The following is a 15,112-nucleotide window of genomic DNA, read 5'->3' on the forward strand; positions in this document are numbered from 1 at the left end:
TTGGGACGCGGAGCGTCCCTGGCTGCATTCCCACGCGGAGCGTGGGAACGATCATTTCAAAAGGTAACTTACACAGCCTCGCGGTAAGGGTTACGCGGATCCTGCGTCCAGTTCAAAAACGGCTTGCCCGTTTCTATCGGCACCATCTCGATGCAATCGGCCACCGGGCAAGTGATCTGGCACAAATTGCAGCCAACACACTCATCATCAATCACCTCGTATTTGTGCGTGCCGTCCGCCTGCTTCAAGCTGGCAATCGCCTGGTGCGAGGTGTCCTCGCAGGCAATATGGCAACGCCCGCAGCCGATACACGCCTCCTGATCGATCTTGGCAATTACCTGATAGTTGATATCCAGGTACTTCCAATCCGTGGTATTGCCCACCGCCCGCCCGGAAAACGCCTGCAGGCTGGCGTAACCCTGGCTGTCCATCCACCGCGACAGCCCGTCCTTCATCTCTTCCACAATCCGAAACCCATGCAGCATCGCCGCCGTGCACACCTGCACCGCGCCGCAGCCCAGGGCGACAAATTCCGCCGCGTCGCGCCAGTTGCCAATGCCGCCGATGCCGCAGATCGGCAGCCCTTGGGTCTGCGGGTCGCGGGCGATTTCGGCGACCATGTTCAACGCAATCGGCTTGACCGCCGAGCCGCAATAACCGCCATGGGTACTTTGCGTGCCGACCACCGGCAGGGCGACCATGCGCTCCAGGTCCACACTGGTGATGGAGTTGATGGTGTTGATCAGCGACACCGCATCCGCGCCGCCGCGATACGCCGCGCGTGCCGCCACGCGGATGTCGGTGATGTTCGGCGTGAGCTTGACGATCACCGGCAGCGAGCAGTAGGTCTTGCACCAGCGCGTCACCTGTTCCACATACTCCGGCACCTGGCCGACCGCTGCGCCCATGCCGCGCTCGGGCATGCCGTGGGGGCAGCCGAAGTTCAGCTCGATGCCATCGCAACCGGTGGCCTCCACCAGCGGCAGGATGTTCTTCCAGGACTCTTCAACGCACGGCACCATCAGCGACACGATCAATGCGCGGTCGGGCCAATCCTTTTTCACCTGGGTGATTTCCTTGAGGTTGATCTCCAGGGAGCGGTCGGTGATCAACTCGATATTGTTGATGCCCAGTACCTCGCGGTTGGCGCCATAGTGCGCCGAGTAACGGGAAGATACGTTGACCGCCGCCGGGTCTTCACCGAGGGTTTTCCACACCACGCCGCCCCAGCCGGCTTCGAAGGCGCGGACCACGTTGTAGGCCTTGTCGGTGGGCGGCGCGGAGGCCAGCCAGAACGGGTTGGGGGCTTTGATACCGGCAAATACAATCGAGAGATCGGCCATTACGCAGCCTCCACGTTCAGCATGAGTTGGGCGTGCATGGCTTCGGCGGCCAGCTTGCCGTGTTGCACCGCCTGCACGGTGAGGTCCTGGCCGAGGCTGACGCAATCGCCACCGGCATAGACGCCTGGAATGCTGGTTTGCAGCTGCTCGTCGACGAAGATGCGTTCGCCCACGCGGTGCAGTTGCTGAGCCAACGGGTCGTGCAGCGCCTCGTTGTCAAAACCCTGGCCGATGGCTTTGAAGATCGCGTCGCAGGCCAGTTCAAAGGTCTCGCCAGTGGGGAGCAGGCGACCGTTCTCCATGTGCGTGCGCAAAAAACGCATGCCGCGCACACGGCCTTGATCATCCAGCAACACTTCATCCGGTTGAGCCCAGGTCAGCAGCCGTACCTGATTGGCCTTGGCAATCTCTTGTTCATGGTGAGTGGCGCCCATGTCGGCCAAGCCACGGCGGTACACCAGGTTGACATCGCGGGCGCCCAGGCGGGCCATTTGCACGGCCATGTCGATGGCGGTATTGCCGGCGCCGAGCACGATGCAGCGGTCGGCCAGCGGCAGTTGGCTCAAGTCATCGGCCTGGCGCAGTTCGCGGATATAGTCGGTGGCGGCGAGCAGGCCGGGCGCATCTTCATGGGGCAAGCCCAGCTGTTTGCTGGCGGCAAGGCCGAGGCCCAAGAATACCGAATCGAATTGCTGATGCAGTTCGCTCAACGTCAGGTTGCTACCCAGGCGCTGGCCGTGACGGATCTCGATGCCGCCGATCTGCAACAGGAAATCCAGCTCCTTTTGGGCAAAATCATCCACCAGCTTGTATTTGGCGATCCCGTATTCGTTCAGGCCGCCAGCTTTTTCCCGTGCTTCGAAAATCACCACGTCATGGCCATGCAGGGCCGCGCGGTGTGCGCAGGCCAGGCCCGCAGGCCCGGCGCCGACCACGGCGATGCGTTTGCCGGTCGGTGCAGCGCGCTGGAACGGGTGTTCGCGAAAGTGCGCGTTGTCGATGGCGTAGCGCTGCAACAGGCCGATCAGCACCGGCGCGCATTCTTCGGCGTTATTACGCACGCAGGCTTGCTGGCACAGAATCTCGGTGGGGCACACGCGGGCGCAGCTGCCGCCGAGGATATTGGCCGAGAGGATTTTCTGCGCGGCGCCCTGCACGTTCTCGGTGTGGATATTGCGGATGAACGACGGGATGTCGATTTCGCTGGGGCACGCATTCACGCAAGGCGCGTCGTAGCAATACAGGCATCGCGAGGCTTCCAGCTGCGCCTGGCGGGCGTTGAGGGGCGGCGCCAGGTCGGTGAAGTGGCTGGCGAGTGTCGGCCCATCTTCATGGGGATGGGGGAGGTGGGTCAGGGTCTGGATCACGGTTTTGGCCTCACGGTTTTTTTGGGATTGCCTCTGGCGGGCATTTTTGTTGCCTGTACCGGCCTCATCGCAGGCAAGCCAGCTCCCACATTTGAATGTGTTCGCACATCAACATGTGGGAGCTGGCTTGCCTGCGATAGCGGTCTCAGCGCTTTACAGCAGTGGGCCTGGAATGCTCTGCCCGCTTGCTCAACTGCTCAAACACTGCCGGGTACGCCGGCCGTTCCACATACCGCCCGGCACCGCGCTCGGCGCGCAAATCACCATCGGCCCATACCAGCTTGCCCTGGCTGATGGTGTGGCTCGGCACGCCGCGCACGGTCTTGCCTTCGAAGATGTTGAAGTCGACTTTCTGATGGTGGGTCTTGGCCGAAATCGTGCGCGTGCCCTCGGGGTCCCACAGCACCAGGTCTGCATCGGCACCCACGCGGATCGCGCCTTTGCGCGGGTAGAGATTGAAGATCTTCGCGGTGTTGGTCGACGTCAGCGCGACGAACTCCTGCATCGACAACCGCCCGGTGTTCACGCCCTCGTGCCACAGCAGTGCCATGCGGTCTTCGATACCGGCGGTGCCGTTGGGGATCTTGCTGAAGTCATCACGGCCGGCAGCTTTTTGCTCGGCGCAGAAGCAGCAGTGGTCGGTGGCGGTGGTGTGCAGGTTGCCGGACTGCAAGCCGTGCCAGAGTGCTTCCTGATGCCCTCGAGGGCGGAACGGCGGGCTCATCACATAGCCTGCGGCGGTTTGCCAGTCGGGGTGCTGGTACACGCTGTCATCCAGCAGCAAGTGCCCGGCGAGCACTTCGCCGTAGACCGGCTGGCCTTTGCCACGGGCGTAGGTGATTTCATCCAGTGCCTCCTGGGTCGACACATGCACCAGGTACAACGGCGTGCCGATGGTCTCGGCGATGCGAATGGCGCGGCTGGCGGCCTCACCTTCCACCTGGGACGGACGCGACAGTGGATGCGCTTCCGGCCCGGTAATGCCCTGGGCCATCAACTTGCGTTGCAGGTGATACACCAGCTCACCGTTCTCTGCGTGCACCGTCGGCACCGCGCCCAGTTCCAGGCAGCGTTCGAAGCTGGCGACCAAGGTGTCATCCGCCGCCATGATTGCGTTCTTGTAGGCCATGAAGTGCTTGAAGCTGTTGATGCCATGGTGGCTGACCAACTCGGCCATCTCCTCGCGCACCTGCTCGCTCCACCAGGTGATCGCCACGTGAAAACCGTAGTCGGAGGCGGATTTTTCCGCCCAGCCGCGCCACTGGTGAAAAGCCTCCATCAGCGATTGCTGCGGGTTGGGAATCACGAAGTCGATGATCGAGGTGGTGCCACCTGCCAGACCCGCCGCCGTGCCACTGAAAAAGTCTTCACTGGCCACAGTGCCCATGAAGGGCAGTTGCATGTGCGTATGCGGGTCGATGCCACCGGGCATCAAGTATTGGCCGCTGCCATCGAGTGTTTCAGTGCCGGCGGGCACCTCCAGATTAGTGCCAATAGCGCGAATTAGACCGCCTGCGCATAACACATCGGCGCGGTAACTTTCATCATGGGTAATAACGGTGGCGCCACGGATCAACAGCGACATGTCGAGTTCCTCACAGGCTTGACCGGCTTGTGCCAGTTCTAAGTGTTGTAATGCTGCTTGCCGATGCAGGGTTTAATCCTGTCATCGGTGACAGGAATAGAAACTAGCCCGAGTTTTTCGAATGGGCAAGAAGATTTTTTATAAGCATATATCGTTATTAATTTATTGATTTATAAGGATAAAAACTAAAAATCACCAAAATGTAGCGCCCCTTCACCATTTTGACGCACTTGACAGGTTCTTGAATTGAGCAACATTTCTTATTGCAAATCAGGCGCTTGAGACATGCCGCTTGACGGCGTGGGTAAATAAAAATAATTGTGTTGCACCAGATTGAGTCCTGACAGTTCGGGCAACTTTCGCGTTATTTAGCCTGAGTAAGGCGACAAGTACCCAGGGCACAATCGGAAAGCTGATAAACATCAGCGAGTTATATAAGCGGTGCGGGTTCAGATGCGGTTGTCGGCACGGATTTTGAGTGCAGTGGCGGCTGGCCGAGCCCGTGATGTCATGTTGTTTACGAGGTACTCCGGCCATCCGGCGCCACGCGCTGGATGAGCAACAATAATTTTAAAAAAAACCGTGGAGCGGCCATGCAACAGAACAGATCGCAAGTCATTGAACGCAACGGCCTGTATGAACTCGACGCCGGCCCCGACGTCCTCGACAGCCCGCGCTACAACCACGACATGGCACCGACCAAGGTGCATGAACGCACCTGGAACAAGTGGCACATCACTGCGCTGTGGGTCGGTATGTCGATCTGCGTGCCGACCTACACCCTGGGCGGGGTGCTCACCGCCTATTTCGGGCTGTCGGTGGGCGAGGCGCTGATCGCGATTTTGCTCGCCAACATCGTGGTGCTGATCCCGCTGACCCTTAACGCCTTCCCGGGTACCAAGTACGGCATTCCGTTTCCGGTGCTGTTGCGTTCGTCCTTCGGCATCCTCGGCTCCAACGTGCCGTGCCTGATTCGCGCGCTGGTGGCCTGTGGCTGGTTTGGCATCCAGACGATGTTCGGCGGGCTGGCGATTCACCTGTTCCTGGGCTCGATTTTCGAAGGTTGGAAGTCCCTTGGTGGCACCGGTGAAGTGATCGGCTTCATGATTTTCTGGACCCTGAACCTGTGGGTGGTGCTGCGCGGCGCCGAGTCGATCAAGCGCCTGGAAACCTTGTCGGCGCCGCTGCTGGTGGCGGTGGGAATAGGCTTGCTGGTGTGGGCGATGCCGAATGTGTCGCTGAGTGAACTGATGGCGATTCCACCCAAGCGCCCCGAAGGCGCAAGCCTCACCGGTTACTTCATGGCCGGGCTGACAGCCATGGTCGGCTTCTGGGCCACCTTGTCGCTGAACATTCCCGACTTCAGCCGCTACGCCAACAGCCAGAAGGACCAGATTCTCGGGCAGATTTTCGGCCTGCCGCTGACCATGTTCCTGTTCGCTGCCCTTGGCGTGATCATGACGGCTGCCTCGGTGAAACTGGTGGGTGTGAGCGTTTCCGACCCCGTCACCTTGATCGGGCATATCCAGAGTCCGGTGTGGGTCGCCATCGCCATGGCGCTGATCATCATCGCCACCTTGTCCACCAACACCGCCGCGAACATCGTCTCGCCCACCAACGACTTCCAGAACATCGCGCCCAAGCTGATCAACCGCACCACGGCGGTGATCCTCACCGGCCTGGTCGGGCTGGCATTGATGGCCCACGAACTGCTGAAAAAACTCGGGCTGATTGTCTCGGATGTGAGCCTGGAAACCGTGTATTCCAACTGGTTGCTGGGCTATTCCAGCCTGCTCGGCCCGATTGCCGGGATTATGGTGGTGGACTATTTCATTACGCGCAAACAGCAACTGGACCTGGCCGGTTTGTACCGCGACGACGTGTACCCGGCATGGAACTGGAGCGGCTTTGTGGCCTTCGGCGTGCCGGTGGTGCTGACCTTGCTGTCGCTGGGCAGTGATGCGTTCAGTTGGTTTTACAGCTACGGCTGGTTCACCGGCTCGGCGTTGGGTGGGGTGCTGTATTACGGCCTGAATGCCAAGCGTGGCATCAGACCGGTCGCCGCCAAATCACCTGTGTAAATACAGCTAATGTGGGAGCTGGCTTGTCGAGTCGTCGCACCGCTGCGATTGCATCACCACGGTTCGGCGGGAATACCGAGTCGCCTGTATCGCAGGCAAGCCAGCTCCCACACAAGCCAGCTCCCACACAAGCTCGGTTCACATTGGATCGAGTTAAATCATAAGAAACACAGCCTGAGGAGATCCCCATGAACGCTGCCCTGGACGTTCTGCAATCGACCCATCAGCACATCAACCGCGACCGCCTGTGGCAGTCGCTGATGGACCTGGCCAAACTTGGCGCCACGCCCAAGGGCGGTGTTTGTCGCCTGGCCCTTACCGATCTCGACCGCAAGGCCCGCGACCTGTTTGTGCAGTGGTGTGAAGACGCGGGTTGCACCGTGACCGTCGATGGCATCGGCAATATTTTCGCCCGGCGCCCAGGCCGCAATCCCAACCTTCCACCGGTGATGACCGGCAGCCATATCGACACCCAGCCTACGGGCGGCAAGTTCGACGGCTGCTTCGGCGTGCTGGCGGGCGTGGAAGTGCTGCGCACCCTCAATGACCTCAAGATCGAAACCGAAGCGCCGCTGGAAGTGGTGGTGTGGACCAACGAAGAAGGCTCACGCTTCCCGCCGTGCATGATGGGCTCGGGCGTGTTTGCCGAGAAATTCACTTTGGCCGATACCTTGGCCAAGGTTGATGTGGATGGCGTCAGCGTGGGCGATGCGTTGAATGCGATTGGCTATGCGGGCACGCGTGCTGTCAGTGGACACAAGGTGGGCGCGTATTTCGAAGCGCATATCGAGCAAGGCCCGATTCTGGAGGACGAGAAGAAAACCATCGGCGTGGTGCTGGGGGCATTGGGGCAGAAGTGGTTCGACCTGAAACTGCGCGGTGTTGAGGCGCATGCAGGGCCGACGCCGATGCACCTGCGCAAGGATGCGCTTGTGGGCGCGGCCGCCGTGGTGGCGGCGGTGAATGCCGCGGCGTTGGGGCATCAACCCCATGCGTGCGGCACTGTCGGTTGCCTGCAAGCCTACCCAGGCTCACGCAACGTGATCCCCGGTGAAGTGCGCATGACCCTGGACTTCCGCCACCTGGAACCGGCGCGGCTGGATTCGATGATTGCGCAGGTGCGCAAGGTGATCGATGAGACCTGTGCCAAGCATGGGCTGACGTTCGAGCTGGAACCCACTGCTGACTTCCCGCCGTTGTACTTCGACAAAGGCTGCGTGGACGCGGTGCGCGATGCGGCGAACGGGTTGGGCTTGTCGAACATGGATATCGTCAGCGGGGCAGGGCACGACGCGATCTTTGTCGCTGAGCTGGGCCCGGCGGGGATGATCTTCGTGCCATGTGAAGGAGGTATCAGCCATAACGAAATCGAGAATGCCGCGCCGGATGATTTGGCGGCAGGGTGTGCCGTCTTGCTGCGGGCGATGCTGGCCGCGTCGGCGGCGATTGCCAGTGGGAAGCTTGCTGCCTGATAGGGGGCTATCGCAGTACAGGTATCTAAGCAACTTCTGTTGAATACAAAGTCTGTGGCAAGCGGGCTGTTGTGGCAGCTTTAAAAAGGTGGGTAGATACCTATGCTCATCGCAGGCAAGCCAGCTCCCACCTTTAGTCCCAGCTGTGCTTTGCAGATCGTTCCCACGCTCTGCGTGGGAATGCCGCTCTGGACGCTCTGCGTCCACCCTTAAAGTCGTGACGCGGAGCGTCACCGGCTGCATGCCCACGCGGAGCGTGGGGACGATCTACAGGGAGTCTCTAAGCAACTTCTGTTGAATACAAAGTCTGTGGCAAGCGGGCTGTTGTGGCGAGCAGGCTTGCCCTGCGTTGGGCTGCGCAGCAGCCCCAAAAAACAGACGCAGAGTTGCAGATCGTTCCCACGCTCTGCGTGGGAATGCCGCTCTGGACGCTCTGCGTCCGCCCTTAAAGTCGTGACGCGGAGCGTCACCGGCTGCATGCCCACGCGGAGCGTGGGGACGATCTACAGGGGAGTGTCAGGCGCCGGGTTGCCAGCCACCGCCGAGGGCCGTGACTAACCCTACACTCGCCTGCAATTGCCGCGTTTGCACCGCCTGCAAGGTCCGCTGCGCCTGCAACGCTGCCGTTTGCGCGGTCACCACATCCAGATAGCTCACGGCCCCGGCCTGATAGCTGTTCATCGCCAATGCCTGCGTATGCTGCGCCGCATCCGCTGCCGCTTGCTCATCCTGGGCTTCCTGCTGCAGGTCCCGCAATTGCGCCAGGTTATCTTCCACCTCACGCACCGCTTTGAGCACATGGCTACGGTACTGCGCCGACGCCTCTTCAAACTCGGCCTTGGCCTGCCGTTCATTGGCGCTCAGCCGCCCACCATCAAAGATCGGCAGATTCACCAACGGCCCCAGCGCCCAGTAGCGGTTGCCGGCAGACAGCAGGTTGCCAACCCCTTGGGTCTGCCCACCGATTAACCCGGTGAGACTGAAATCCGGATACCACGCCGCCTTGGCCACGCCAATATTGGCATTGGCCGCGAACACCCGCCGTTCCGCCGCCGCAATGTCCGGACGACGTTGCAGCAGGTGGCTCGGCAGTTGCGATGGGATGCCCGGCAGGGCAATCAATTGCCGGCTTGGCGGCAACGTGAAGTTGCTGGCTGCCACACCCACCAATTCACCAATGGCGTGCTCGGTAAGGTTGCGTTGCCCGCGCACTTCATCCAGCTGGGCTTTGGCTTCGGCCAGTTGGTTTTGCGCACGGGTCAGGTCGAGTTCGGAAGCAATCTGGCCTTCGTATCGGCTGCGGGTCAGTTGCAGCGCCTGGCTGAAATCCTCCAGCGAGCTATTGAGGATCCGACTCTGTGCATCCAGCCCATTGAGCTGCACATACAGGGTCGCCAATTGATGCTGCAGGCTCAGGCGCGCCACTGCCAGGTCATCCCCGGAGGCTTGTGCCTGCGCATCGCCCGCTGCGACCTGGTTGCGGATCTTGCCCCACAGGTCCAGGTCGTAGCTCAGCGAAAACGCTGCGGTATTGCTGTTGTACACCGATGGCTGCGTATCGCCACGCAGCGGCCGCGAATCCGATTGCCGCTGGCGCAATGGCTGCGCGCTGGCGGTGATTTGCGGGAACAGCCCGGCATGCAATTGGCTGGCATACGCCTGGGACGCATCAAAGTGCGCCAGTGCCGCCGCCAGGTCCGGGTTGGCCTTGAGCAGTTGCTGTTGCAGGTCATTGAGGTGCGAATCGTTGTAGAGCTTCCACCATTCGGGTGCCAGTTGGTCGGACGGTTGTGCGCTGTGCCACGGGCCATCGCTGGTCTGTTCGCGGTAGCCGGCCGGCAGGTCAACGGCGGGCACCTTGTAGGTGGGCGCCATCGAGCAACCCTGCAAGGCCAATAGTACCAACGCCGCTAGGGGGTTAAACCTTGCGCGCATGCGCACCTCCGGCTTGGGCAAGCTCTACCGGGTCGCCTTCGCGCAGGGCGTCGGGCGGGTTGTCGACCACGCGGTCGGCGGGTTTGAGGCCTTGGTCGATCACCAGGCGCTCGCCCAGGTCCAGGCCGATGTGGATGTCTTGCAGGTGCACATGGTTCTGCGCGTCCAGCACCGCCACTTGGGTGCCTTGGGCGCGGAAGATCAAGGCGCTGGCCGGGATGCTCACGCCGTGGGTGTCGGCCGGGATTGGCAGCGTGGTTTCGGCGTAGTCACCGGGCAGCAACTCGCCGTTGGGGTTGTCGGCGACGAACTGCGCAAGCAGGGTGCCGGAACGGCGGTCGATGGCGGTGGAGTCGCCGATCAGGCGCGCCTTGAAGTGCTCGCCAGGGTGCTCGGGTACGGTCAGCTCGGCCTCAAGCCCAGGGTGGATCACCGACGCGTAGTTCTGCGGCACCGGCACATACAGACGCAGTTGGTGAGTGTCGGCGATGTTGAACAGTTCCGGGTCGCTGTCGGTGTCGGCCTTGATCAACTGGCCGATATCGGTGTTGCGCGCGGTGATGGTGCCGGCGAACGGAGCGCGGATGGTCTTGTAGCTTTCCAGCGCCGACAGCCGCGCATAGTCGGCAGCGGCGGCCTCGGCGTTGGCTTTGGCGGCAGCGGCGTTGGAGGTTTTTTCATCCGCCTCCTGACGCGACACCGAATGGCTGGCGAGCAGGTTCTGCCAGCGTGTGGCGGTGGTTGCGGCCAGGCGTGCGTTGGCCTGTTCCTGGAGCAGGCGCGCGTGGGTTTGCGCCAGTTGCTGGTCGAGGTCCGGGCTGTCGATTTCAGCGAGGATTTGCCCGGCTTTGACCTGGCTGCCGATGTCGACTTTCCAGTCCTTCAAGTAACCGCTCACCCGCGCATGGATCGGCGCCTTGCTCCAGGCGTCGAGGTGCGCGGGCAGGCGCAGGGTATCGCCGGCCGCGTTCTGCTTGGGCTGGAACACCATCACCTGAGGGATGGCGGCGGTTTCGGTCCAGGCCGTAACCGCCTCTTCGTGGGTGGTGCGGGCGTGCAGGCCGTTGGCGACCAACAGGGCGGCCAAGGTGAGGCCGCCGACACCCAGGAGCATCAGACGCTTGCGCGAGGGTTTGTGATCAGACGACATGTGAAGTTTCTCCAGCAACTGCGCGAGTAGGGTGACGACCGTGGACCAGGCTGAAGACCACGGGTACAAACAACAAAGTGGCGATGGTGGCGAAGATCAAGCCACCGATAACGGCGCGACCGAGCGGGGCGTTCTGCTCCTCGGAAATCGCCAGCGGCAACATGCCGATGATCATCGCCAGGGCGGTCATGCACACCGGGCGGAAGCGCGTGTAACCGGCTTCCATGGCCGCCTTCAGCGCGTCGCCATGTTCGGCCAGGCGTTCACGGCAGAAGCTCACCACAAGGATTGAGTTGGCGGTGGCCACGCCCATACAGAGGATGGCGCCGGTGAGTGCCGGCACCGACAGCGAGGTGCCGCTGAGGAACAGCATCCACACAATCCCCGCCAGTGCCGCCGGCAGTGCAGTGATGATCACAAACGGGTCAGCCCACGACTGGAAGTTGACCACGATCAGCAGGTAGATCAGCACCACGGCGCCGAGCAAGCCGAAGCTCAACCCGCTGAACGCTTCATGCAGCGCATCGATCTGCCCGTGCAGGCTGATCACCGCGCCTTTGGGGCGCATGGAGGCGGTGTCATCCAGCACTTTTTGCACGTCACGGGCCACGCCGCCGAGGTCGCGGCCTTGCACGTTGGCGTACAGGTCCAGGGTCGGCTCGATGTTGTAGTGGGTCACCACCGCCGGGCTTTGCACGCGAGAGATGCTCGCCACGCCGCCGAGGATTTGCGATTGCCCATCGGCACCGGTCACCGGCAAGGCTTCCAGTGACGGCAAGCTGTCGAGGCGGTATTGCGGGGTGGCGGCGACGATGGAGTACGACACGCCGTTGGCCGGGTTAAGCCAGAACGTCGGCGCCACCTGTGAGCTGCCGGCGAGCGAGGCAACCATGCTGTTGGTCACGTCACGCTCGGTGATGCCCAGGCCATTGGCACGCATACGGTCGACGTTCACTTGCAACGACGGGTAGCCGGTGGACTGCTGGATGCGCAGGTCGGCAATGCCCGGAATATGTTGCAGGCGGCGCTCCAGTTCGATGGCGTAGGCGCGGTTTTCCGCATCGCTGCGCCCGGAGATTTTCACGTCCAGCGGCGCCGGGGCACCGAAGTTGAGAATCTGGCTGCTGATGTCGGCAGGGAGGAACGCAAAGTGGCTGCCGGGGAAGCTTTGCGGCAAGGCTTCACGCAGTTTTTTCACGTAGTCGGCGGTCGGCGCGTGGTCCTTTTTCAAGCTGACCTGGATGTCGCCGTCCTGCGGGCCGATGGTGCCGCTGCTGCTGTAGGCCATGTCGATGCCGCTGAGCGGGATGCCGATGTTGTCGACGATGGTGTCGAGTTGCTCGGCCGGGATCACTTCGCGAATCCGCGCTTCAATGCGGTCGAACGCCGCCGCGCTTTCTTCAATACGCGTACCCAATGGCAGGCGCACATGCAGGGCAAGCGCTCCGGCGTCGGTGGCCGGGAAGAAGTCCTGGCCCAGGCTCGGCAACAGCAGGAACGAGGCCAGCACGCAGGCCAGGAAACCGACGATAAAGCGCTTGCGTGCGCCCAGCGCCAGGGTCAGCAGGCCGTGGTAGGTGTCACGGATATTCGAGAAATGGCGTTCGAAACCCTGCTGGAAGTTCAGCACCGATTGCAGCACACGGTTGCGCGGTTTCTTGTGCTGTTCACCTTCGTGATGGTTGATGAACTCATCTTCTGGGTGATGCCCAGGCCCTTGCTCCGGCGCGTGCGGCTTGAGCAGAAACATCGCCAGGGTCGGCACCAGGGTCCGCGAAAGAATGAACGAGCTGGCCATGGCGAAAATCACCGCCAGCGCCATCGGCCGGAACAGGTAACCGGCGATGCCTTGCAGCAGGAACATCGGCACAAACACGATGCAGATACACAGCAGCGACACAAACGCCGGGCCGACGATCTGCGCGGCGCCGTCGAGGATCGCGGTCTTCACCGCCTTGCCTTGTTCCAGGTGCCAGTTGATGTTTTCGATGGTCACCGTGGCGTCATCCACCAGAATCCCCACCGCCAACGCGAGCCCGCCGAGGGTCATCACGTTGAGGGTTTGCCCGGTGGCCGCCAGCAATGCAATGGCCGACAACACCGCCAACGGAATCGAAGCGGCGATGATCAAGGTGGAACGCCAGCTGCCAAGGAACAGCAGGATCATCGCACTGGTCAGCAGCGCCGCGATGATGCCTTCCTGGGCCACGCTGCCCACCGATTGTTTGACGAACACCGAGGCGTCGCCCAGCAGTGAGGTCTTCAGCGACGGTGGCAGGGTTTCGTTGATGCGCGGCAGCATCTGGCGGATGCCGTCGATGATCGACAGAGTAGAGATACTGCCGTTTTTCAACGCTGGCATCAGCACCGCGCGATGGCCGTCGACGCGCACGATGTTGGTCTGCGGCGGCGAGCCGTCACGCACGTGGGCCACTTGGCCGATGGTGATGATTGCGCCGTCGACCGTCTTGATCGGCAGGTCGTTGAGCTCATCAATCGCCTTGGGGCTGTTGTTGAGCAGGATCGTGTATTCGTTGGGGCCGAGTTTGGCGGTACCCACTGGAATGATCTGGTTTTGCAGCGCCAGGGCGTTGCCCACGTCCTGTGCCGACAAGCCTTTGGCGGCCAGCGCCTGCGGGTCGAGGTCGAGGGTGATCTGGCGTTGCTTGCCACCCATTGGCGTGGGCATGGCCAGGCCGGGCAGGGCGCTCAAGGGCAGGCGGATATTGTTCTGTACCAGGTCGCGGATCTTGGCTTCCGAGAGGCTGGGGCTGGAAAACGCCAGTTGCAGGATCGGCACCGTGGAGGCGCTGTAGTTGAGGATCAGCGGCGGCGTGATGCCCGGTGGCATCTGCTTGAGCACGGTCTGTGACACGGCCGTGACTTGGGCGTTGGCGGTGCGGATATCCACACCCGGTTGGAAGAAGATTTTGACGATGCCCATGCCGGGCAGCGATTGCGATTCGATGTGTTCGATGTCGTTGACAGTGGTGCTCAAGGAGCGTTCGTAGGTGTAGATCACCCGACCGGCCATGGCGTCCGGCGACAGGCCGTTGTACTGCCAAACCACAGCGACGACGGGGATGCCGATATCGGGAAAAACATCCGTGGGGGTTCGCAGGGCCGCCATCGGCCCGATGATGCAGATGAATATGGCCAACACGATAAACGTGTAGGGCTTTTGCAGTGCGGTCTTTACCAGCCCGAGCATGCGTGAACCTCCGAGGGAGCAGGATTGCAAACCCCGGCAGTCTTGCCCGACCCACCTAACACGTACCTTTCAGCCAGGTGAAGGAACATTTAGTTAACGGCTGAAGATCGTTTCATATGTATTCATTTGTTCTACATAGGGCAGCTCTCCAAGCTTGTAACCCATCGGCGGCGATACATTTGAATCGCCTTCAACGTTTTTACTGATGCCCTTTGGAGCCCTGCCATGTCATTCAAACCTCTGTTGTTGATCCCCGCGCTTGGTGTTGTTTTGTTGTTGTCAGCCTGCGCCGGCCCCATCCCTAAAGCTGACCCGAGCGAGGCATGGATTGGTCTGAAGGAAGAAGCGCCAAATGACCTGATGGCCGAGCGCGTCGACGGCCACCGCGTGGATGACGGTCGCTATTTTGAAGTGACGCCGGGGGGCCATCGTTTGGATGTGACACTGTTTGAAGAAGAGCCGGGCGACGACAACCAGCAAGACTGCCAGGGCCGGGTCGAGTACAAGAACTTCAAGGCGGGTGAGCACTACACGCTGGTGGAATCCAGCCTGGGCACTACCGTGCGTGCCGTGCTCAAGGACGGTCGCGGCAAGGAAGTGGCCGCGACTCAAGACTTCAGTTGCATGCCTGGCTAGGCGTGATGCACCGCGGCCTTGTGCGGCTTGGCGGGTGCAGCCGGTGTGACATGGGGGTGGTGATGCCGACGCGTTACGCGCATCACGCCCCACAGCATGGCGGCGGCTACTGACAGCCAACCGCAGACCAACAGGAAAATCGTTGTTGCAAGGCTCATTCTGGCCTCCTTTCGCCCCGCTGGGGGCACACACAGTCTTCTCAATGGACAGTCTAGCCAGCTGACGGTTGCGTGCTATTGACCAATGGTCGAATCGGTCCAACTTGTTGGCTATATCAGCAGCCTGTCGCTACTCCCTAAACGCGATTGGGCTATGATCTGGGCCCTTACCGG

At 61.5% G+C, this 15,112-nt stretch carries 10 protein-coding genes; 3 read left to right on the top strand and 7 right to left on the bottom strand.

Translation table 11 applies throughout. The features are described 5' to 3' along the window. Nucleotides 1–68: 68 nt before the first annotated feature. The 3 genes from preA to hydA form a co-directional block, all read right to left on the bottom strand. Nucleotides 69–1,343: an NAD-dependent dihydropyrimidine dehydrogenase subunit PreA gene (gene preA / locus HBO23_RS30895; protein WP_017136449.1), complete on the bottom strand. Its 1,275-nt coding sequence runs from the start codon at nucleotides 1,341–1,343 to the stop codon at nucleotides 69–71. Beyond that, complete coding sequence (locus HBO23_RS30900; RefSeq protein WP_099550009.1) at nucleotides 1,343–2,710, bottom strand: NAD(P)-dependent oxidoreductase; 1,368 nt, start codon at nucleotides 2,708–2,710, stop codon at nucleotides 1,343–1,345. The genes preA and HBO23_RS30900 overlap by 1 nt, the downstream gene beginning before the upstream one ends. 145 nt (nucleotides 2,711–2,855) lie before the next feature. Then, complete coding sequence (hydA, locus tag HBO23_RS30905; RefSeq protein ID WP_170040748.1) at nucleotides 2,856–4,295, bottom strand: dihydropyrimidinase; 1,440 nt, start codon at nucleotides 4,293–4,295, stop codon at nucleotides 2,856–2,858. 593 nt (nucleotides 4,296–4,888) lie between these two features. Between hydA and HBO23_RS30910 the strand changes: the two genes are divergently transcribed. Both HBO23_RS30910 and HBO23_RS30915 read left to right on the top strand, forming a co-directional pair. Beyond that, the gene (locus HBO23_RS30910; protein ID WP_170040749.1) at nucleotides 4,889–6,376 is read left to right on the top strand and encodes an NCS1 family nucleobase:cation symporter-1; all 1,488 of its coding nucleotides are present in this window, start codon (nucleotides 4,889–4,891) and stop codon (nucleotides 6,374–6,376) included. A gap of 188 nt (nucleotides 6,377–6,564) precedes the next feature. After that, nucleotides 6,565–7,848, top strand: coding sequence for a Zn-dependent hydrolase (locus HBO23_RS30915; protein ID WP_170040750.1), 1,284 nt, complete (start codon nucleotides 6,565–6,567; stop codon nucleotides 7,846–7,848). A 516-nt stretch (nucleotides 7,849–8,364) separates the two neighbouring features. Here HBO23_RS30915 and HBO23_RS30920 read toward each other — a convergent pair. From HBO23_RS30920 to HBO23_RS30930, 3 genes are read right to left on the bottom strand one after another with little or no spacing between them, the layout of a single operon-like run. Next, nucleotides 8,365–9,783 (bottom strand): efflux transporter outer membrane subunit, encoded by a 1,419-nt coding sequence (locus tag HBO23_RS30920; protein WP_170040751.1) that lies wholly within the window; start codon nucleotides 9,781–9,783, stop codon nucleotides 8,365–8,367. Next, entirely contained in the window at nucleotides 9,767–10,933 is a 1,167-nt protein-coding gene (locus HBO23_RS30925) for an efflux RND transporter periplasmic adaptor subunit (protein WP_170040752.1), read from the bottom strand. The genes HBO23_RS30920 and HBO23_RS30925 overlap by 17 nt, the downstream gene beginning before the upstream one ends. Continuing rightward, nucleotides 10,923–14,144: an efflux RND transporter permease subunit gene (locus HBO23_RS30930; protein WP_170040753.1), complete on the bottom strand. Its 3,222-nt coding sequence runs from the start codon at nucleotides 14,142–14,144 to the stop codon at nucleotides 10,923–10,925. Before HBO23_RS30930 ends, HBO23_RS30925 begins: the two co-directional genes overlap by 11 nt. Before the next feature lie 225 nt (nucleotides 14,145–14,369). Here HBO23_RS30930 and HBO23_RS30935 point away from each other — a divergent pair, with 225 nt between their 5' ends. Beyond that, nucleotides 14,370–14,780: a hypothetical protein gene (locus tag HBO23_RS30935; protein WP_017136457.1), complete on the top strand. Its 411-nt coding sequence runs from the start codon at nucleotides 14,370–14,372 to the stop codon at nucleotides 14,778–14,780. Here the strand turns inward: HBO23_RS30935 and HBO23_RS30940 are convergent. After that, a complete protein-coding gene (locus HBO23_RS30940; RefSeq protein WP_017136458.1) occupies nucleotides 14,777–14,938 on the bottom strand; it encodes a hypothetical protein in 162 nt (53 codons plus the stop codon). The genes HBO23_RS30935 and HBO23_RS30940 overlap by 4 nt on opposite strands. Nucleotides 14,939–15,112 lie beyond the last annotated feature (174 nt).

It is taken from the genome of Pseudomonas sp. WS 5532 (genome assembly GCF_012985445.1).
Classification (GTDB): Bacteria; Pseudomonadota; Gammaproteobacteria; order Pseudomonadales; family Pseudomonadaceae; genus Aquipseudomonas; species Aquipseudomonas edaphica.

Excerpts from the sequence above, each read along its gene's own strand:
- preA (WP_017136449.1), bottom strand. The coding sequence starts at position 1,343 with ATGGCCGATCTCTCGATTGTATTTGCCGGTATCAAAGCCCCCAACCCG.
- hydA (WP_170040748.1), bottom strand. The coding sequence starts at position 4,295 with ATGTCGCTGTTGATCCGTGGCGCCACCGTTATTACCCATGATGAAAGT.
- HBO23_RS30910 (WP_170040749.1), top strand. The coding sequence starts at position 4,889 with ATGCAACAGAACAGATCGCAAGTCATTGAACGCAACGGCCTGTATGAA.
- HBO23_RS30915 (WP_170040750.1), top strand. The coding sequence starts at position 6,565 with ATGAACGCTGCCCTGGACGTTCTGCAATCGACCCATCAGCACATCAAC.
- HBO23_RS30920 (WP_170040751.1), bottom strand. The coding sequence starts at position 9,783 with ATGCGCGCAAGGTTTAACCCCCTAGCGGCGTTGGTACTATTGGCCTTG.
- HBO23_RS30925 (WP_170040752.1), bottom strand. The coding sequence starts at position 10,933 with ATGTCGTCTGATCACAAACCCTCGCGCAAGCGTCTGATGCTCCTGGGT.
- HBO23_RS30930 (WP_170040753.1), bottom strand. The coding sequence starts at position 14,144 with ATGCTCGGGCTGGTAAAGACCGCACTGCAAAAGCCCTACACGTTTATC.
- HBO23_RS30935 (WP_017136457.1), top strand. The coding sequence starts at position 14,370 with ATGTCATTCAAACCTCTGTTGTTGATCCCCGCGCTTGGTGTTGTTTTG.
- HBO23_RS30940 (WP_017136458.1), bottom strand. The coding sequence starts at position 14,938 with ATGAGCCTTGCAACAACGATTTTCCTGTTGGTCTGCGGTTGGCTGTCA.